The sequence below is a fragment of the Xaviernesmea rhizosphaerae genome (assembly GCF_001938945.1).
Classification (GTDB): domain Bacteria; phylum Pseudomonadota; class Alphaproteobacteria; order Rhizobiales; family Rhizobiaceae; genus Xaviernesmea; species Xaviernesmea rhizosphaerae.
On record NZ_MKIO01000029.1, the window covers coordinates 249,136 to 269,006 of the forward strand.

Consider the following 19,871-nt stretch of genomic DNA (forward strand, 5'->3'; position numbering starts at 1 on the left):
GGATCAGGCGGCCTGACGCAGGCTTTCGCGGCTGGCGATGTCGGCGAGTGCGGCATCGACGGCAGCGGCCTTGGCTTCCGCGCCCATGGCGAGGCCTTCAGCGCGCACGATCTCGATATCGGTCACGCCGATGAAGTTCAGTACGCTCTGCAGGAAGGGCTCCTGATGGTCGAGCGAAGCGGCCGGCGCGCCCTCGCTGTAAACGCCGCCACGGGCCGAGGCGATGATGACCTTGCGGCCGCCGGCCAGGCCTTCGGGGCCGGTCTCGGTGTAGCGGAAGGTCTTGCCGGCGACGAGCAGGCGATCGATCCAGGCCTTGAGCTGGGTCGGGATGGTGAAATTATACATCGGCGCACCGACGACGACGACATCGGCCGCCAGGAATTCGGCCAGAACGTCGCGGCCTGCGGGGGCTGCGCCGAGGTCGGCGCCGGTCAGATGGCCCACCGGCTCGGCGACCAGATCATGGGTAACAACGGTAGCTTCGGGATGCTCGGCGCGCAGGCGCTCGATCACCGCGGCCGTCAGGCGCCGCGAAACGGAATGCTCGCCGAGAATGCCGGAATCGATGTGAAGAATGTTCATGTCGCACCTTTGTCGATCAGGGGTTCGAAGGACCAAGTCCTTTCCGCCAAAGATATGCGCGGGAAACGATGGCGCGATAAGCCCAGGGAATATTGACGCATCGTTTCCAAAAGGAAACACTGCCGCCGGTTCAACGGGAGGCGCGCGGTGAAGGATCTCAACGACATCACCTATTTCGTGGCGGTGGTGCGCCATCGTGGCTTCTCGACGGCAGCCCGCGCGCTGGGCGTGCCGAAATCGCTCTTGAGCAAGCATGTCGCCAATCTGGAGCGGGAGCTGGGCGTTCGCCTGCTGGAGCGCTCCACTCGGACACTGCGGGTCACCGAGATCGGCCAGCGCTTCTTCGATCATTGCGAGCAGGCGCTGGCGAGCGTCGAAACGGCCGAGGCGGTGGCGGCATCGGCGCAGACCGAGCCCAAGGGAACCGTGCGGCTGGCCTGCCCCAATGGTTTCGCGCCGATGGTGGCGCAGCTCATGCCGAGCTTTCACCAGCGTTTTCCGAAGGTTCAAGTGTTGATCGCCGTCTCCAATCGCCGCGTCGACCTGATGGCCGAGCAGATCGACATCGCTCTGCGTGCCCGCGCCGAGATCGACATGGATGCCGGCCTCGTCGTGCGCCGGCTCGGCGCGGCGCGGCGCTATCTCGTGGCCAGCCCCGGGCTTCTGGCGCAGCTCGGCCCCATCGCGGTGGAAGAGCTGGCGCAGTTGCCGACGCTGTCGATGAACAGCGAGCATGCTACCGACCGCTGGACGCTGGTGCAGCCGGACGGCGCAGCAACCGAAATCGTCCACCGCCCCATCCTCGGCTGCGACGACTTCACGGTGCTGGAACGGGCCGCGATCGAGGGCGTGGGAATTGCGCTGCTTCCGGAACATATGTGCCGCCGCGCGATCCAGATCGGCCTGCTGGCGCCGGTCCTGCCGGAATGGAGCGCGATCGAGACCATCGCCCATCTGGTCTTTCCCACGCGACAGGGCATGTTGCCGGCGGTGCGCAGCCTGATCGAGCATCTCGCCCAGCACCTGCCCACGATCATGGCCCTGTGCAGCGAGCCCGAAGCCGCACCACGACCGAGCGCACATGACATTGCCCTGCCGGCCGGAAACGCCGCAAGCCGATCGGCTGCCGGCCGGCACGCCGGCTGAGACCACTCCGCCCAAGCCTCGATCGCGCCCGCACGGATAGCGATGGGCCGTCTTTTTTCTTTACACGGCAAGGAAATCTGATAGGTCCCTAGCGCTCGACGCCGCGTTTTCTGACGTGCGCGGCGCAGCGTCTGACGCGACGGCGTTGTATGATCTTCTGCTCGATGAGAGCGGGGGGCCCGTTGCGAGAGCCGGTTTAGCTCAGCGGTAGAGCAGCGGTTTTGTAAACCGAAGGTCGGGGGTTCAATCCCCTCAACCGGCACCATCATCTCAACCTCCCGCGCCCCAAGAATTGACTGAAGCATTCGTCAGGTGCCATCGCCGTCGATAGCGGTCGCCTCCCCTGTCGTGGCGCAACTTCTGGCGCGACGGCCGATCTGATCGGGAGATGCGCTCAGGGATGGGCCGCGAGATAGGCGATCACATCCTTGATCTCCGCATCGGTCCACAGGCCCCAGAAGCGCATTTTCGTGCCCGGCATCACCTTGGATGGATTGGCAAGAAAGGTCGAGAGCGTCGCCTCGTCCCATATCTTCCCGTCGGCGCCGGCCTGATGCATGACATCGGAATAGCGATAGTCCGGGGCCGTCCCGATCCCGCGGCCGACGACGCCCTTTAGCGACGGGCCGAAGGTGTGGCGCTCGGAAGTGACGGTGTGACAGGACGTGCAGGCGTTGAACACCTGCCGGCCATGGGCGGCATCCTGCGCCGCGGTGACGGGGGCGATGAGAAGGCTCGCGAAAAGGGCGAGAACCGGCAGGCGAATCACGTGTGCTCCTTTCAACGTCATGAGGCCGCGACAGATTTGCGCCGCGGTGCCCGCCATCACAGGGAGGCGCCCGCTGCTCCGGCATAGCCTGGCGATTCGACCGGCTTCCGCGCGGAAACCGGAGGGCGATCGGCCGCACGGGCTTGCCTTGTGCCTTGAGGCGGCATGGTGGCCGTGCTTGCAGCCTTCCATACGGCCTATCTCACTGTATGGATGAAAAGTTTCCAATGATAAGGGATTGTTCCCGCTTGAATTTCCAGTCATTCTTCCGGCGTGGGCTCAAGCGCCTTCGGAAAAAAGGGCGCGGATGTTGCAGTCGACCAGTGAATGCGCGCTGCTGTTTGAACAATTCGATTGGGACGCCTCCCCGCTCGGGCCGGTGAAGGGCTGGGGCGCCGAGCTTCGCACGCTCGTCACCGTCATGCTCAATTCGCTGCAGCCGATGCTGCTCGTCTGGGGCCCCGAACAGATCACCCTTTACAATGACGGCTATGCCCAGATGTGTGGCAACCGCCATCCCGGCGCTTTCGGCCATCCGTTCCGTGATCTGTGGTTCGATATCTGGGACCGTGTGGATCCCATCATCTCCGATGCCTATGCCGGCAAGGGTACCTCGATGGACGACATCGAGTTCATCATGCACCGGAACGGCTTTCCGGAAGAAGCGCATTTCGCCTTCTCCTATACGCCGGTGCGCGGAACAGACGGCGCGGTGCTGGGCATGTTCTGCGCCTGCACGGAGACGACGGCCGATGTCCGGCTGCGGCGCGAGCAGATCAGCGAGCGCGAACGGCTGCTGCGGATCTTTGAAATGTCGCCGGCGGCAACGGCCGCCCTTGTCGGTCCGGACCATGTGTTCGACTTCGCCAATGCCGCCTTCAACCTCATCAGCGGCCAGCGCCCTTTGATCGGCCTTCCGGCAGCCGAAGCCCTGCCGGAACTGGCGGCCGTCGGGCTGATCGACAGTCTGAATACGGCCTATCGCAGCGGCCTGCCGCTGACCGCACAGGCGATGCCGCTGCAATTTCGCCGGGCGGGGCAGCAGGCGGATGAGAAGCGGCTGATCGATATCGTCTGCCAGCCCATGCGCGATCATTCCGGCGCCATGACCGGGATCCTGATCCAGGCACAGGACGTGACGGAGAAGCGCGCGGAGGAGGCGCATCGCGAGTTGCTTGCCCGCGAGCTCGGGCACCGCCTGAAGAATCAGCTGGCCATGGTGCAGGCCATCGTTTCGCAGACGCTGCGCAGCGCCAGCGACATCCCCACCGCCCGCCGGACGCTGGGAGACCGCCTGGCGGTGCTGGGCGCGGCGCACGACATGATCATTCGCGGCGATGCGCGGTCCTCCACCATTGCCGATATCGTGGCGCAGATGGCGGAGGTGCATGACGACCGCGCGGCGCCGCGCATCCGCGCCGAAGGGCCGGCGCTGACGATGGGCGCCCGGCCCACGCTGTCCCTCTCGCTGATCCTGCACGAACTCGCCACCAATGCCTCGAAATATGGGGCGCTCTCGACACCCTCGGGCAGGGTCGAGCTGCGCTGGGCCGTGAGCACGCCGACGCCGGACCGCGTGACCATCCATTGGACCGAGCACGAGGGCCCGCCTGTCAGCGCGCCGGCGAGCGAGGGGACGGGCAGCAAGCTGATCAAGGCCGGGCTTGCCGGCGCGCGCGACTGCCGGGTGGAGATCCGCTATGAGCCGGCGGGTCTGATCTGCACCATTTCCGCCGATCTGGCGGGGCTGCAGGCGGAAGGCTGAGCCGCTGCCGCTTTCCTCTTCTTGCGATCGCAACCGTTGCTCTGCGGTCTATGTGCGTTCTGGCGAACGCGAACTGATCCGCACGGGGTTTTGGTTTGACGGAAATTCCGCTAAGCACAAAGTCCTGCTCCCTCCCTGCGCGATCGGTGACCGCGCGCTTTGTGAAGATCGTCCTGCCTCATGGTGCGTCACGTCGAGTCGATTGCCTTCACTGCCTCTTCCGCGCCAGAGGCGCAGGAATCGCTTGCGGAACTCACAGCCCTTTACGGCAATGTGCCAATGGACCAGGCCGATGTGATCGTCGCGCTCGGCGGAGACGGCTTCATGCTGCAGACCCTGCATCACAGCATGGTGGCGGGCAAGCTGGTCTATGGGATGAACCGCGGCTCGGTCGGCTTCCTGATGAACCGCTATATGAGCGACAATCTCTATGAGCGGCTTGGCGAAGCGGTGGAAAACGCCTTTCACCCCCTCGAGATGCAAACGGTGGACACGGAGGGCAACCGCTTCCGGGCGCTGGCGATCAACGAGGTCTATCTGTTCCGCCAGTCTTACCAGGCTGCCAAGCTGCGGGTCGTCGTCGATGGGCGCGTGCGGCTGGAGGAGCTGATCTGCGACGGTATTCTTCTATCCACACCGGCAGGCTCCACCGCCTATAATCTCTCGGCGCACGGGCCGATCCTGCCGCTGGAGGCGCCGCTGCTCGCGCTGACGCCGGTCAGCCCGTTTCGACCGCGCCGCTGGCGCGGCGCGCTTCTTCCCAATCGGGTGACGGTGGACATCTCGATCCTGGAAGGCGAAAAGCGCCCCGTCAATGCGGTGGCCGACCATACGGAGGTCAAATCCGTGCTGAAGGTGCGCATCGCCCAGGCAGAGGGCGTGACCGCCCGGCTGCTGTCGGATCCGGACTATTCCTGGTCGGACCGGATCCTAGCGGAGCAGTTCACAAATTAAGCGCCTCACCAATTGAACGGTTTACTGGCTGAACTGGCCGCCACAGGCCGGAAGGTGACCAATACCACCCATGGACCGAGAGGCGATGCAGATCGCCTCAACCGAAATTTCACATGCATCGGGCCCTTGCCTGCGGCATAAGGGACCTTCCAACGCTTCAGCACGATGGCCGTTCTCGATAAGGAACGGCGGCAAAGGACGGGCATGCGCCGGACAGACCGAGCTTTCACCCTCTGTTTCCTGTCATCCCGGCAGCCCTGGGGGCCTGTTGTCGCGCTGGGCCTTGCGCTGGCGCTGCCCCTCTCCGGCCCGGCCTCGGGCCAGACCGCGCAGTCCGGCAAGCCTTTGCTCTCGCCGGAAGTTCTCTTCGTGACCAGCACCGGCTTCTGGCAGGAGATGGAAGATCCCAATGCCCTGCTCGACCCGCAGGGCAGCGCCACGCCGGATGGGCCGCCATCCGGGCCGAAGGGATACTACAAGCTGATCGCGCTCCGCCAGCCGGACGGCACGGCGCAGATCCATCTCCAGCAGATCGCGCTTGAGGCACAGGGGCCGCGCATCGTCACCTCCGCCGAGCTGGAGGAGTTCACGCGTATGCATGCCTATGTCACCGACATCCGGCCGGAGAATTCCGACGGCATCACCCGCCAGCCCGGGCTTTTCGCCACCGTCTATCTGAAGACCGATCCGCAGCAGACCGAGACCGAGAGCTGGACCGTGCTGATCGACGATATCGGCGACATCCGCATCGAGCGGGAAACCAACTGACCGCAAGCAGCAGCCTGACAAAAAAGGGCGCCGCCGCGAAACCGCGGGGCGCCCTCCGTTCCATCATGGACTTAGAGCATCAGACTGGAAATCGCACGCAGTCCGATGCTCTAATTTTTTGTTTTTGCATCGGATTTTTCCGAAAACCGGTTCCCACTTTTCGGTCCGATGCTCCAGCACGCCGTCAGGCGATGTCTTCCACGCCCGCATCCGCACCACCACTGACGCGATGGGCGAGTGCGGCTTCCATGAACTCGTTCAGCTCGCCGTCGAGAACGTCGGATGGCGCCGTGCTTTCCACCCCNCAGCACGCCGTCAGGCGATGTCTTCCACGCCCGCATCCGCACCACCACTGACGCGATGGGCGAGTGCGGCTTCCATGAACTCGTTCAGCTCGCCGTCGAGAACGTCGGATGGCGCCGTGCTTTCCACCCCGGTGCGCAGATCCTTCACCAGCTGGTAGGGCTGCAGCACATAGGAGCGGATCTGGTGGCCCCAGCCGATCTCGGTCTTGGAGGCCGCTTCGGCATTGGCCGCTTCCTCGCGCTTCTTCAGCTCGGCCTCATAGAGGCGCGCGCGCAGCATGTCCCAGGCCTTGGCCCGGTTCTTGTGCTGGGAGCGCTCCTGCTGGCACTGCACCACGATCCCCGAGGGCATATGCGTGATGCGCACGGCCGAGTCCGTCGTGTTGACGTGCTGACCGCCGGCGCCGGAGGAGCGGTAGGTATCGATCCGGCAGTCGCTCTCGTTGATGTCGATCTGGATCGAATCATCCACCACCGGATAGACCCAGATGGAGGAGAACGAGGTGTGGCGGCGCGCATTGCTGTCATAGGGCGAGATGCGCACGAGGCGGTGAACGCCCGATTCGGTCTTCAGCCAGCCATAGGCATTGTGGCCCTTGACCAGAAGCGTGGCGGACTTGATGCCGGCCTCTTCCCCATCATGGATTTCGAGCAGCTCGACCTTATAACCCGAGCGCTCTGCCCAGCGGGTGTACATGCGCAGGAGCATGTTGGCCCAGTCCTGGCTTTCCGTGCCGCCGGCACCGGAATGCACTTCCAGATAGGTGTCGTTGCCGTCCGCCTCGCCCGAAAGCATCGCCTCCACCTGGCGGCGGGCCGCCTCGGTGCGCAGCGCCTTCAACGCTTCCTCGGCGTCCTTGACGATCTCGGCGTCGCCCTCGGCTTCGCCCAGTTCGATCAGCTCGATATTGTCGGCCAGCTGCCGCTCGAAGCTGCGCACGCCAGTGATGCTTTCATCCAGCATCTGGCGCTCGCGCATCAGCTTCTGCGCTTCGGCCGCGTCATTCCAGAGGGTGGGATCCTCTGCCTTGTTGTTCAACCAGTCCAGTCGTCTTACCGCCTGATCCCAGTCAAAGATGCCTCCTCAGCAGGCTTATGGCCTGCTTGATTTCGTCGACAATATTCTCGATTTCGTTGCGCATGATCCTCAGTCTTCCTGTCGCGCCTCGGTTTTCCCTTGGCGGCCGCGCGCCGGACTTCGAGCCCGGCACGCATGTGACGACGTCCCCGCCGGCTATGGCGGCGTTGGCAGCTGATTAATCCGCCAGACCCCGGCTGTAAAGCCGGGACGGCGTGGAGATGGACAGGCAAACGCCGGCGGGCAAGGCCGCGCCGGCGTTAAAAAATGCGTCCGTCGGATCGGAGCGAAGATCAGAACAGGCCGGTGGAGCCGGATTGAACCGCTTGGTTCGCCTGCGGCGAGGAGCGCAGGATCTCTTCCGGCGCCACAGCCTGATCGGCACCGCCGATGACGGAGAAGCTCGAGGCCGGGCCGGTGCCGGGCTTGAAGGCTTCGATGATCGTGTCGGGATCGCCCTCGCGCGCGGCCATGCCGGTCTTGCGGTTGACGGGGATCAGGCTCATGCCCGGGGGAATGGCGAACTGGACCGGCTTGGAACCGGCGAGCGCAACCTGCATGAAGTCGTTGAAGATCGGCGCGGAGAGGCCACCGCCGGTGCCGCCACGGCCCAGCGGCGCAGGCTCGTCAAAGCCGAGATAGAGGCCGGCGACGAGATCGGGCGTGTAGCCGACGAACCAGGCATCCTTCTCGTCGTTGGTGGTGCCAGTCTTGCCGGCGACCGGGCGGTCGAGATTGACCTTGCCGGCCGCGGTGCCGCGCTGGATCACGCCCTCCATCATCGAGGTGATCTGGTAGGCGGTCATCGGGTCGAGCACCTGCTCGCGATTGTCGGTCAGGACAGGCTCTTCCTGGTTCTTCCAGTCGGTGGCGTTGCAGGTCTCGCAGGTCCGGTCCTCGTGGCGGAAGATGGTCTTGCCGTAACGGTCCTGGATGCGGTCGATCAGCGACGGCTTGATCTGCTTGCCGCCATTGGCGATCACCGCATAGGCCGAGACCATGCGCATGACGGTCGTTTCGCCCGAGCCGAGCGCCATGGCCAGCACTGGCAGCATCTTGTCATAGATACCGAAGCGTTCGGCATATTCGGCGACGAGGTTCATGCCCATGTCGTTGGCGAGGCGCACCGTCATCTGGTTGCGCGACTTCTCGATGCCGAGGCGCAGCGTCGAGGGACCGGCGGAATTGCCGCCATAGTTTTCCGGGCGCCAGACCTGGCCGCCCGTCACCAGCTCGAACGGCGCGTCGAGAATGACCGAGGCCGGGGTGTAGCCATTGTCGAGCGCGGCGGCATAGACGAAGGGCTTGAAGGAGGAGCCGGGCTGGCGCATCGCCTGGGTGGCGCGGTTGAATTCCGACTGGGCATAGGAGAAGCCGCCGACCATGGCGAGCACGCGGCCGGTCTGCGGGTCCATGGCCACCAGGCCACCCTGTACCTTCGGAGGCTGGCGCAGGCGGTACTGCCCCTCTTCCTTCATTGGCTCGACATAGACGACGTCGCCAGGCGCCAACACGCCATCGGGCGAGCGGGCGCTCTTGCGAGCATTGGTGGCCGAGCGATAGGCCCATTGCATGTTCTGCGCCGAGATCCGGCCGCGCACGCGCTCGGCCGCCGGCTTGCCGGAACCGTCCGACTTCGGCTGAAGGCCGATATCGACGCCCTTGGCATCGACGGACAGAACGATGGCGAGATCCCATTCGGGCACGTCGGACAGCGACGGCACCTTGAACAGCGCCTCGCCCCAGTCTCCGCCGATTTGCAGCGACTTCACAGGACCGCGATAGCCGCGGCGCTCGTCATAATTGATCAGACCCTGCTGCAGTGCGTGGCGCGCGGCCACCTGGACGCGGGGATCGAGCGAGGTGCGCACAGACAGGCCGCCCTCATAGAGCGCGTTTTCGCCATAGCGCTGGATGATCTGGCGGCGCACTTCCTCGGAGAAATAGTCGGAGGCGAAGAGATGCGAGCCGCCGCGGCGGATATTGACGCCCAGCGGCTGCTTTTCGGCCTCAGCACCCTCGTCGGCGGTGATGTAACCGTCCTCCACCATGCGCTTGATCACATAGTTGCGGCGGTTCAGCGCCGCTTCCTCGCGGCGGAACGGGTGGTAATTGTTCGGCCCCTTGGGCAGACCGGCGAGATAGGCGGTCTCGGCAATGGTCAGCTCGGTCACCGACTTGTCGAAATAGGTCAGCGCCGCCCCGGCAATGCCGTAGGCGTTCATGCCGAAATAGATCTCGTTCAGATAGAGCTCGAGAATGCGGTCCTTGCTGTAGGACTGCTCGATGCGAAAGGAGAGGATCGCTTCCTTGACCTTGCGCTCCATCGTCTGGTCGCCCGACAGCAGGAAGTTCTTGGCCACCTGCTGGGTGATGGTGGAGGCGCCTTCGGGGCGGCGGCTGGAGCCGATGTTCTGGATATTGTTGATGACGGCGCGGCCGAGGCCGTAAATATCGACGCCGGGATGGGTGTAGAAGTTCTGGTCTTCGGCGGCGATGAAGGCGGCCTTCACCCGGTCGGGAATGGCCTGGATCGGCAGATAGAGCCGGCGCTGGCGGGCATATTCGGCCATCAGCTCGCCATTGCCCGCGTGAACGCGCGTGGTCACCGGCGGGGCGTAGCTGTTGAGCACTTCGTAATCCGGCAGGTCACGCGTGATATGACCGAGATAGACGGCAGCAACGGCGGCCAGCCCGAGGGCAAAGACGGTGCCGATGCCGAAGAAATATCCAATCAGTCTGATCATCAGCGGTATCCGGGTTTTTTCAAGATCCTGTATCACGAGGCGGCGTGGCCGCACAGGCGGCAGATGCGCAATTAGCCGGCGCCGGCTAAGGCGGCGCGGGCAAGGCCAGGCACGGCTCGTGACTCCTATGCGCCCGGATAGCGATCCGATTGTGCGCAAAATAGGGCTTTACGATGAATCAGCGCCCTTCCCCCGAGGAAAAGCTTGGGCCTGTTACCCCTGCGACACAAATCAACCTGTCATCGGCTGGAAAGACTTTGCCGAACAGGAGGAACTGCCCGCCCTGCCCGATCGACCCCGCGCCGAGTCGCGCGGCATCTGTGCAGGCGGCGAACGGACAATCTCTGGCGCATCATTCCAGAGGCGCGGTCCGCGCGTCGCGCTGAGGTCTCGTTTCGCAACAAAGCGATCAGCGACAGGCTCCGGACTTCAATGCGCGGCGTCAGCCGCCATTGGCGGCCACGGCGCCGCGATAGCGCCCGACGGCCTCGACGATCCGGTCGGCCACCTTGCCGCGCCAGGCGTCGTCGAGCAGCAGCGCCTCATCCTCCTTGTTCGACATGAAGCCGAGCTCCAGCAGGATCGACGGAACGTCGGGCGCCTGCAACACGCGGAAACCGGCGAAGCGATGGGGATTGTTGATCAGCCGGATCTGGCCCTCGAAGGAGGAAACCACGGCGCGCGCCAGATTGATCGAGAAGAGCTGGGTCTCGCGGCGCGTCAGGTCGATCAGGATATCGGCCACCTCGGCCGGCTCGTCGGACAGCGTCAGCCCCGCCACGGCATCCGAGAGGTTTTCCCGCTCGGCGAGGCTGGCGGCCAGATGGTCGGAGGCCTTGTCGGAGATGGTATAGACGGTCGCGCCGCGGATATCGGCCTGCTTGACCGTGTCGGCATGCAGCGAGATGAACAGCTGCGCGCCCTTCTGCCGGGCGATCTGCACCCGCTCCGACAGGGAGAGGAACTCGTCCGAATCCCGGGTCAGCACCGCCTCGACCCCCGGCAGCTTGTCCAGCCGCTCGGCCAGCGCCTTGGCGAAGGCCAGCGTCACGTTCTTTTCCAGAACCTTTGAATCGGCGCCGATGGCACCCGTGTCGATCCCGCCATGGCCGGCATCCACCGCGATGATGAAGGGCCCGCCCTTCTGGGCGGCGGCCACATCCGCGCCCTTGACCCGGTCGGTCTTGCGCCCGGTGACGCTGCTGGTCCAGTCCTGGCCGGACAGGAGCTTGGTAAAGGCGGCCTGTTCGACCCGCTCGACATCGACGACGAGACGATAGCGCCCGCCCTCGATCGGCATAACCTCGGCATGGGCGACGCCGGCCGGCTTGCCCGCGGTGATCACCAGCCGGGCGAGCTGGTCGCTCATCGCACCGTAGCGGATATCCTTCACCAGTCCGCGCGGCGCCAGATCGTCCGGCCGGATGCCGAAGGCGACATGGGGCAGATCGACGATCACGCGCACCGGCTCGCGGGCATAATGGACGGAGAAGGTCGGCTTCCGGTCGAATTCGAGCACGAGGCGCGCACGCGCCTCGTCGCCGGCGATCCGGCCGCTGACAGCCAGCGCCGGCTGTTCGGCGCCCGGCGCCGGTTGCTGCTTGGCAACAGGGGCCGGCGCGGCGGTCAGCGCTTCGGCTAAGGCCAGGCGCGGCAGGCCACAGGACGCCGACAGGCAGAGCACAAGGCACAGCATCAGCCGGGCCGCCCGGCCCCGCTTGCTGATCGCCCTCGATTCGTCTTGCTCGCCGCTCATGGACCCTGTGATGACGCCGCTCTGGTTAACGCGTCGTTAAAGTGCATTCCCCTGGCGCCGCCCAGCCCGACGTCACCGTTTGCCTGAACGCGCAAGGTGGCGATCGGACGGTCTTGAAAGACCTGCAGAGTGACCCATTTGCGTGCCGCCTGACCGGTCGACAACGAGAATGGCAAATCCATCAATATTAAGGCAAGTCCGGCTTTTCCCTTGCTATTGTGACAGGGAAATCATAAAGCTTCAAAGGCCAAAAAGTGTCGGCGGTATCAATCGATGCCTTGGCTGCCGGGTCTTCCTGGCGCCCGAGTTCATGATCAGACAGACGGACAGCGGCGGTCACCAGGCCCTCTCCCGTCCTCTGTGGAAACATCGATCGCTGGACCGCCGCAAGGCGCTTGCGGCTGCATGAGATATTCTTCTTCCGGCGGTGGCCGGACTTCATCCGGTGCGTTTCGCACCGCGCCCGCATGGCGGGTATGTTCATCGGGCCCTTCGAGGGCCTAACCATTGGCATTCTTGCTTGGTCCCATGATGTCGCGGCAGTATCGAACGGAATTGGAGGCAGGACGGAACGACAGCGTTCCGGCTTCGCTCCGTCCGGGCGATCAGCGGCAGGCACCGGCAGGATTTCATTTGTTCGGCATGCACCGCATCGCGCAGGAGGGCGCGCCTGACAGGCGCAAGCGTCCTCTCGGGCCTCGGCCATGCCGAGGAGCACAGCTTACATGGCAGAGAAAATGCTCATCGATGCGTCTCACGAAGAGGAGACGCGCGTTGTTGTCGTTCGCGGCAACCGCATAGAAGAGTTCGACTTCGAGTCGGAACACAAGAAGCAGATCCGCGGCAATATCTACCTTGCCAAGGTCACCCGGGTAGAACCCTCGCTTCAGGCCGCCTTCGTCGATTACGGCGGCAATCGCCACGGCTTTCTGGCCTTCGCCGAAATCCATCCCGATTACTATCAGATCCCGCTGGCCGACCGTCAGGCGCTGCTGAAGGCCGAGGCCGAGGAAGCCCGCCGCGACGACGACCATGATTCGGCCGATCACGAGACGCCGGAAGAGGCCGCCGTGCCGCCCGCCGCCGAGCCCGAGGGCAACGGCGAGGATGCGCCGACCGTCAAGATCGAAACGGTGGAGGAAAAGCCGAAGAAGCCCAAGCGCGCGCGCCGCAGCAAGAAAGCCGCCGCCGAGCCTGCCGTCGAAGCGGCGGACGCGGCACAGCCCCGCGATGACATTGCCGGCGAGGACGCCGCCGTCGGCGAGACCGACGAGGATGCCGCGTCACAACAGGTGGTCGAGACCGCGCCGGAAAGCGGCGAAGCCGCGCTGGAAGGCGCTGATTCGGCCGAAGTGGCCGCCAACGATGCCGATGCCGGCGACAGCGGCCCCTCCGTCTCGGGAGACGAAGGCTTTGGCGGTGATCATGACGAAGGCGGTAGCCATGGCGGCTCGATCGCCGCGATGGTCGATGTCGATGAAGTCTCCGAGGCACGCGGCCATGATGACGACGATGACGAGGACGACCATCGCCACGAGGAAAAGGAAGTCATCGAATCCGTCGGCGCCGAAGACGCCATGGAAGAGGTGCCGGACCGCCAGGTTCGCAAGCCGCGCAAGCAGTACCGCATCCAGGAGGTGATCAAGCGCCGGCAGATTCTGCTGGTGCAGGTCGCCAAGGAAGAGCGCGGCAACAAGGGCGCTGCGCTGACCACCTATCTATCGCTGGCCGGCCGCTATTCGGTTCTCATGCCGAACACGGCGCGCGGCGGCGGCATCTCCCGCAAGATCACCAATCTGCCGGATCGCAAGCGGCTGAAGGAAGTCGCCAAGTCGCTGGACGTGCCGCAGGGCATGGGCGTGATCCTGCGCACGGCCGGTGCCAACCGCACCAAGGTCGAGATCAAGCGCGACTTCGAATATCTGATGCGCCTGTGGGAAAATGTCCGCACGCTGACGCTCGCCTCCACCGCGCCCTGCCTCGTCTATGAGGAAGGCTCGCTGATCAAGCGCTCGATCCGCGACCTCTACAACAAGGACATTTCCGAGATCGTCGTCGCCGGCGAGGAAGGCTATCGTGAGGCCAAGGCCTTCATGAAGATGCTGATGCCGAGCCATGCCAAGGTGGTGCAGCCCTATCGCGACGTGCATCCGATCTTCTCGCGCTCCGGCATCGAGGCGCAGCTCGACCGCATGCTGCAGCCGCAGGTGACGCTGAAGTCGGGCGGCTACATCATCATCAACCAGACGGAAGCGCTGGTTGCCATCGACGTGAACTCCGGCCGCTCCACCCGCGAGCATTCGATCGAGGATACGGCACTGCAGACCAATCTGGAGGCCGCCGAAGAGGTGGCGCGCCAGCTGCGCCTGCGCGACCTGGCCGGCCTGATCGTGGTCGACTTCATCGACATGGAAGAAAAGCGCAACAACCGCGCGGTCGAGAAGAAGCTCAAGGATTGCCTGAAGAACGACCGGGCCCGCATCCAGGTCGGCCGGATCTCGCATTTCGGCCTTCTGGAAATGTCGCGCCAGCGCATCCGCGCTTCCGTGCTCGAATCGACCACGCAGGTCTGCTCGCATTGCGGCGGCACCGGCCATGTGCGCTCGCAGTCGTCGATCGCTCTGCATGTTCTGCGCGGCATCGAAGAATATCTGCTCAAGAACACCACGCACGATATTTCCGTGCGCACCACGCCGGACACGGCGCTCTACCTGCTCAACCACAAGCGCGGCACGATCATCGATTATGAGAACCGCTTCGGTGTGGCGATCCTGATCCAGGCGGATCCGCTGGTCGGCAGCCAGCACTTCGCCGTCGATCGCGGCGAGCCGGTCGAGAACCCGGTCCGCATCGAGCAGCTCCTGCCCTGGGAGCCGCCGATCGAGGACGAAGACGACGTCGTCATCGAGGAGGAACTCGAAGAGGACGAAGCAGCCGCAGAAGCCCAGAGCGAGCCCGCCGCCCGCGAGAGCGCGCGTGACGAAGGCGAAGGCGACAATGGTCGCAAGCGCAAGCGCCGCCGTCGCCGCCGTGGTCGCAACGGCAGCAATGGCGAGGGCTCGCAGGACAATCTCGCCGCCGGCGACGACGAGTCCGAGGACGGCTCCGACGAGGATGAGGGCGAGAACGAGGGCGACGAGGCCGATGACGCCGCAGCCGTCGAAACGACCGACGGTCTGACGGCCGAAGAGCGCCAGAAGCGCAAGCGCCGCCGGCGCGGCAAGCGCGGTGGCCGCCGCAGCCGGGCCGACGAGCTGGAGGCCGGTGCCGAGGGCGAAGCCGAGGATGGCGACGCGCAGGGCGACGAGGACGAAGGCGACGAGGCTTCGGACCAGCCGGCCGACATGGCGGCAGAGGCAGCCGGGGAAGGCACCGTGCTGGAACAGGCCATCGAGGTCTCCGGCCTGACGGTTCTCGGCGAAGCCGAAGCCGGCCAGCCGCAGGACGGCCTCAGTGCCGGCATGGACCAGAGCCTGACCGAAGCTGAGGCTGCGCCGCAGACCAGCGACGTGCTCCAGGCCGAAGAAGCCCTGCAGGAGACGCCGCCTGTGGCACAGGATGCCCCGGCTCCGCAGGCTGAAGCGCCTGTCGTGGCCGAAGCCGAGCCGGTGGCCGCGGAGAGCGCGGAAGGCACGGAGGAGGCTGGCAAGCCGGCACGGCGCAATCGCGATCTCGACACGATCGCAAGCGAGCCGGTGGTCCGCTCCAGCAGCACCGGCGAAGACGACGCCGGAAAGCCCAAGAAGGGCGGCTGGTGGCAGCGCCGCGGCTTCCTCTAAGCCCGCACTTCCTGCCGCTGGCTGTTACGCCCGGCAGGCAGCGAAAGACATGTAATCAGGAACAAGCCGGCGGCATCCCCGCCGGCTTTTTCGTGTCGATCATGACCTCTGTAGGTGCCGCTTTTCTGAATCAAGCTTGCGCGCCGCCCGGGCGTCGCTGTCGCCCCGTCGCCAGCGTGCGGGGTGACAAGCAGGGCCATTAGCCCCCACGGCAAGCCGCGGCCCACAAGAAACAACGGGCGCAAGAGGCAAGGGGCAAGCTGGATACGGCTCCCGGCGGATGCTTTTCAAAATGCGCCACAGGTTTCGCGGGAGGCGCATTCGATCATCCAGCCGCAGCGCTCAAACCGCTCGGCGCGCCGCCATCCGCCCTTAACAATTTCGTTCAAGCGCCTCCGCTCCCGATTCAAACGGCGGCTGTAAGCCTTTGATAAGACAGGAATAGTGAGGATCGGGCCCCGGTGATCGCGACAGCTCCCGTCAGGCGCTTGCGCAGCCATGCGCGCTTGAATCGAGCGGTGCCAGGAAGACGGCCGACTCCAGCATGTCGCGCGAAAGTGGGAGATGGTTTTTCGATCATGACATGTGATAAAACAAAGGCTTAAGGCGCGGGACACGCATCCGGAAGATCGCCACGCGCTTGCGAGAATCGGACCGCGTGCGATTTTCAGCCCGATGCTCTCGGAGGCGAGCCATGGCGCCCAAGCTTTTGCCGAATCAGATCAACGGATTGGCCCCGCGCCCGCAGAAACCGATTCCGCCGCATCTCCCTTTGAGCATGTCCGGATCCACGGCCGTCCTGCCCGTCTCGCCCGGGCCCCTCCCGTCTTTTCGGGCGCCTCGACCGCTCGTGCCTTGCGGCTGCCATGTTTGCAAAGGATTGCCTGTGTCGGAGCCCCGGCCTATGGTCGTCAGTGGCTTGCCCAGCCTTGCTCGGTGCGCGGTCCTGTACGCCGTCACAATGCAACGTTCTGGGCCGGGCGGTCCGGTCGATGCCGATGGGCCGCTTGGCGACATGTCTTATCTTCCTGTTCCGGCATAAGGTCGAATGATGCACAGTCTCTTCTCCCTTCCGCGCCTCGTTCCGGCCGCGCTCCTCTCCGCCGCCCTGGCTCTGCCCGGCCCGGCGCTGGCGCTGGATGCCAAGGAGAAGACCGAGATCGGCGCGTACATCAGGGAATATCTGATTGCGCATCCCGAGGTGCTGATCGAGGCACAGCAGGCGCTGAAGGCCAGGCAGGAGGCCGAGCAGGCCAAGCTGGCGATGCAGGCCATCACCGACAACAAGACCGCCATCTTCAACTCGAAATATGACGTGACGCTCGGCAATCCCAAGGGCGACGTCACCATTGTCGAATTCTACGATTACAATTGCGGCTATTGCAAAAGGGCGCTGTCCGACATGGATGCGATCCTCAAGAGCGACAAGAACGTCCGCTTCGTGCTGAAGGAACTGCCGATTCTCGGCCCCGATTCGCTGGCCGCTCACCGTGTCAGCGCCGCCTTCCGCGCCGTTGCGCCGGAGAAGTACGGAGATTTCCACCGCAAACTGCTGGGCGGCGAGGAGCGCGCGACCGAGGAAAGCGCCATTGCGGTCGCCGAAAGCCTGGGCGTGAAGGAGGCCGACCTGCGCGCCCATATGGGTGGCGACGGGCCGGATGACTCGGTGAGGGAAAGCTATACGCTCGCCAATGCCTTGGGCGTGACCGGAACGCCCTCCTATGTCGTCGGCAACGAGGCGGTGTTCGGCGCGGTCGGTGCCGATACGCTGGCCGAGAAAGTGGCCAATCTGCGCGCCTGCGGCAAGACGGCCTGCTGAGGGGCCAAGCGCCGAAACAGCCTGAAAGCCTTGGGGGCACGGCCGCCAGGGCTTTTTTTCGAGACATCATCCGTCTATAGCTACGGCCAAGATCATCGGACTTTTGTCAATGCCCCGGTTTTTCGTTCTGAACGGCCCCAACCTCAACCTGCTCGGCAAGCGGGAACCGGGCATCTATGGCGGCCACACGCTTGCCGATATCGAGGCGCTGTGCGTGGAGGCGGGTGCGCGTCTCGGCTTCACCGTCGATTTTCGCCAGACCAATCATGAAGGCACGCTCGTCGACTGGATGCACGAGGCACAAGACGCGGCCGACGGCATCGCCATCAATGCCGGCGCCTATACCCATACGTCGATTGCGCTTCACGATGCCGCCAGGGCCATCCGTGTTCCGGTGGTGGAGCTGCACCTGTCGAATGTGCATGCCCGCGAGGCCTTCCGCCATCATTCCTATCTTGCGCCCGCGGCCAAAGGGGTCATCTGCGGCTTCGGCGCTCAAAGCTACCTGCTGGCGCTCCAGGCGCTGCAGTCTCTCACCCAATCCGCTGAATAAGAAGAAGAAGAGGCTTATCCATGGCTGAAAAGAAGACCGGCATCGATCAGGCGCTGATCCGCGATCTGGCGAACATCCTGAACGAGACCGACCTGACCGAGATCGAGGTCGAACAGGATTCCATGCGCATCCGCGTTTCGCGCTCCGCGCCGATACAGGCCTATGCGCAGATGCCGACCTATGCCGCCCCGCCGGCTCCGGCTGCCGCCGCGCCTGCAGCCGCCGCGCAGGCAGCCGAAGCCGCCCGCAGCGCCAAGAACGCGCTGACGGCACCGATGGTCGGCACGGCCTATCTTGCCCCCGCCCCCGGCTCGCGCCCCTTCATCGAGGTCGGCGCCCAGGTCAAGGAAGGCCAGACGGTTCTGATCATCGAGGCGATGAAGACCATGAACCAGATCCCGGCGCCGCGCTCGGGCAAGGTCGTGGAAATCCTCGTGGAAGACGGCGCGCCGGTCGAGTATGGCGAAGCGCTTGTAGTGATCGAGTAAGCCGATGATCTCGAAGGTTCTGATCGCCAACCGCGGCGAAATCGCGCTGCGTGTCCTGCGGGCCTGCAAGGAGCTTGGCATCGCCACCGTCGCCGTCCATTCGACGGCCGATGCCGATGCCATGCATGTGCGGCTTGCGGATGAAAGCGTGTGCATCGGCCCGCCGCCCTCGCGCGAGAGCTATCTCAACATCCACCAGATCGTCGCGGCCTGCGAGATCACCGGTGCCGATGCCGTGCATCCGGGCTATGGCTTCCTGTCCGAAAATGCCAAGTTCGCCGATATTCTCGACGCCCATGGCATCACCTTCATCGGCCCCACGGCCGAGCATATCCGCATTATGGGCGACAAGATCACCGCCAAGCAGACGGCCATGGAACTCGGCATTCCCGTGGTTCCCGGCTCGGATGGCGAGGTGAAGCCGGAAACCGCGCTGGACACCGCGCGCGAGATCGGTTTTCCCGTGCTGATCAAGGCCACCGCCGGCGGCGGCGGGCGCGGCATGAAGGTGGCCCAGACCGAGGACGACCTCGAGGAAGCCTTCAACACCGCACGCTCGGAGGCGGCCGCCGCTTTCGGCAATGACGCGGTGTATATGGAGAAGTATCTCGGCAAGCCCCGGCATATCGAGATCCAGGTCTTCGGCGATGGCATGGGCAATGCCATCCACCTGGGCGAGCGCGACTGCTCGCTGCAGCGCCGCCACCAGAAGGTCTGGGAAGAGGCGAACTCGCCGGCCTTGACCGTCGAGCAGCGCATGGAGATCGGCAAGGTTTGCGCCGAAGCCATGAAGAAGCTGAAATATCGCGGCGCCGGCACGATCGAGTTTCTCTATGAGAACGGCGAGTTCTATTTCATCGAAATGAACACGCGCCTGCAGGTGGAGCATCCCGTCACCGAGGCGATTACCGGCATCGATCTGGTGCATGAGCAGATCCGCGTCGCCTCGGGCAATGGCCTGTCCGTCACGCAGGACGAGGTGGTCTTCCAGGGCCATGCCATCGAATGCCGCATCAATGCCGAGGATCCGCGCACCTTCGTGCCCTCCCCGGGCACCATCACGCATTTCCATGCGCCAGGCGGCCTGGGCGTGCGCGTCGATTCGGGCGCCTATGCCGGCTATCGCATCCCACCTTATTATGACAGCCTGATCGGCAAGCTGATCGTGCATGGCCGCACCCGCAGCGAATGCATGATGCGGCTGCGCCGGGTTCTGGACGAGTTCGTCATCGACGGCATCAAGACGACGCTGCCGCTGTTCCAGGATCTGATCAACAATGACGATATCGCCAAGGGCGATTACGACATCCACTGGCTGGAGCATTACCTTGCCCAGCCGGCGGCCGAATAGGATATCGG

At 64.6% G+C, this 19,871-nt stretch carries 15 protein-coding genes, 1 tRNA gene and 1 pseudogene; 10 read left to right on the forward strand and 7 right to left on the reverse strand.

Annotated elements, in window-relative coordinates:
• Positions 1-3 precede the first annotated feature (3 nt).
• Positions 4-585 carry an FMN-dependent NADH-azoreductase gene (locus BJF92_RS12040; RefSeq protein WP_075634963.1) on the reverse strand — a complete coding sequence of 194 codons (582 nt, stop codon included), beginning with the start codon at positions 583-585 and terminating at the stop codon, positions 4-6.
• A gap of 147 nt (positions 586-732) precedes the next feature.
• Here BJF92_RS12040 and BJF92_RS12045 point away from each other — a divergent pair, with 147 nt between their 5' ends.
• Positions 733-1,731, forward strand: coding sequence for a LysR family transcriptional regulator (locus tag BJF92_RS12045; protein ID WP_075634964.1), 999 nt, complete (start codon positions 733-735; stop codon positions 1,729-1,731).
• 190 nt (positions 1,732-1,921) lie between these two features.
• A tRNA-Thr gene (locus tag BJF92_RS12050) sits at positions 1,922-1,996 on the forward strand.
• 129 nt (positions 1,997-2,125) lie between these two features.
• Here BJF92_RS12050 and BJF92_RS12055 read toward each other — a convergent pair.
• On the reverse strand, positions 2,126-2,500 hold the full coding sequence (locus BJF92_RS12055) for a c-type cytochrome (protein WP_245294732.1): 375 nt from the start codon (positions 2,498-2,500) through the stop codon (positions 2,126-2,128).
• Between the two features lie 307 nt (positions 2,501-2,807).
• Here BJF92_RS12055 and BJF92_RS12060 point away from each other — a divergent pair, with 307 nt between their 5' ends.
• The 3 genes from BJF92_RS12060 to BJF92_RS12070 all read left to right on the forward strand — a co-directional run bounded on the left by BJF92_RS12060 (position 2,808) and on the right by BJF92_RS12070 (position 5,987).
• Positions 2,808-4,265 carry a sensor histidine kinase gene (locus tag BJF92_RS12060; RefSeq protein ID WP_075634965.1) on the forward strand — a complete coding sequence of 486 codons (1,458 nt, stop codon included), beginning with the start codon at positions 2,808-2,810 and terminating at the stop codon, positions 4,263-4,265.
• Positions 4,266-4,445: 180 nt separating this feature from the next.
• Complete coding sequence (locus BJF92_RS12065; RefSeq protein ID WP_075634966.1) at positions 4,446-5,219, forward strand: NAD kinase; 774 nt, start codon at positions 4,446-4,448, stop codon at positions 5,217-5,219.
• A gap of 204 nt (positions 5,220-5,423) precedes the next feature.
• Positions 5,424-5,987 (forward strand): hypothetical protein, encoded by a 564-nt coding sequence (locus BJF92_RS12070; RefSeq protein ID WP_245294733.1) that lies wholly within the window; start codon positions 5,424-5,426, stop codon positions 5,985-5,987.
• 184 nt (positions 5,988-6,171) lie between these two features.
• Here BJF92_RS12070 and prfB (BJF92_RS25155) read toward each other — a convergent pair.
• From prfB (BJF92_RS25155) to BJF92_RS25565, 5 genes and pseudogenes are all read right to left on the reverse strand, one after another.
• Positions 6,172-6,291: pseudogene (prfB, locus tag BJF92_RS25155) on the reverse strand (peptide chain release factor 2); the annotation flags it as partial.
• Between the two features lie 11 nt (positions 6,292-6,302).
• Positions 6,303-7,434 (reverse strand): peptide chain release factor 2 gene (gene prfB, locus BJF92_RS12075; protein WP_139790642.1). Its coding sequence is split into 2 segments (ribosomal slippage): positions 6,303-7,364 and positions 7,366-7,434, totalling 1,131 coding nucleotides; the frame shifts between segments, so codons are not numbered across the junction.
• Positions 7,435-7,663: 229 nt separating this feature from the next.
• Positions 7,664-10,117: a penicillin-binding protein 1A gene (locus BJF92_RS12080; RefSeq protein ID WP_075634968.1), complete on the reverse strand. Its 2,454-nt coding sequence runs from the start codon at positions 10,115-10,117 to the stop codon at positions 7,664-7,666.
• 442 nt (positions 10,118-10,559) lie between these two features.
• Entirely contained in the window at positions 10,560-11,813 is a 1,254-nt protein-coding gene (locus BJF92_RS12085) for an N-acetylmuramoyl-L-alanine amidase (protein ID WP_078057995.1), read from the reverse strand.
• A 247-nt stretch (positions 11,814-12,060) separates the two neighbouring features.
• Positions 12,061-12,213, reverse strand: coding sequence for a hypothetical protein (locus BJF92_RS25565; RefSeq protein WP_158032223.1), 153 nt, complete (start codon positions 12,211-12,213; stop codon positions 12,061-12,063).
• 385 nt (positions 12,214-12,598) lie between these two features.
• Between BJF92_RS25565 and BJF92_RS12095 the strand changes: the two genes are divergently transcribed.
• The 5 genes from BJF92_RS12095 (at position 12,599) to accC (ending at position 19,863) form a co-directional block, all read left to right on the forward strand.
• Positions 12,599-15,652: an Rne/Rng family ribonuclease gene (locus BJF92_RS12095; RefSeq protein WP_075634971.1), complete on the forward strand. Its 3,054-nt coding sequence runs from the start codon at positions 12,599-12,601 to the stop codon at positions 15,650-15,652.
• A gap of 1,051 nt (positions 15,653-16,703) precedes the next feature.
• Positions 16,704-17,471, forward strand: coding sequence for a DsbA family protein (locus tag BJF92_RS12100; protein WP_075635046.1), 768 nt, complete (start codon positions 16,704-16,706; stop codon positions 17,469-17,471).
• 109 nt (positions 17,472-17,580) lie between these two features.
• Complete coding sequence (aroQ, locus tag BJF92_RS12105; protein WP_075634972.1) at positions 17,581-18,024, forward strand: type II 3-dehydroquinate dehydratase; 444 nt, start codon at positions 17,581-17,583, stop codon at positions 18,022-18,024.
• A gap of 20 nt (positions 18,025-18,044) precedes the next feature.
• On the forward strand, positions 18,045-18,512 hold the full coding sequence (gene accB, locus BJF92_RS12110; protein ID WP_075634973.1) for an acetyl-CoA carboxylase biotin carboxyl carrier protein: 468 nt from the start codon (positions 18,045-18,047) through the stop codon (positions 18,510-18,512).
• Between the two features lie 4 nt (positions 18,513-18,516).
• Complete coding sequence (accC, locus tag BJF92_RS12115; protein WP_075634974.1) at positions 18,517-19,863, forward strand: acetyl-CoA carboxylase biotin carboxylase subunit; 1,347 nt, start codon at positions 18,517-18,519, stop codon at positions 19,861-19,863.
• Positions 19,864-19,871 lie beyond the last annotated feature (8 nt).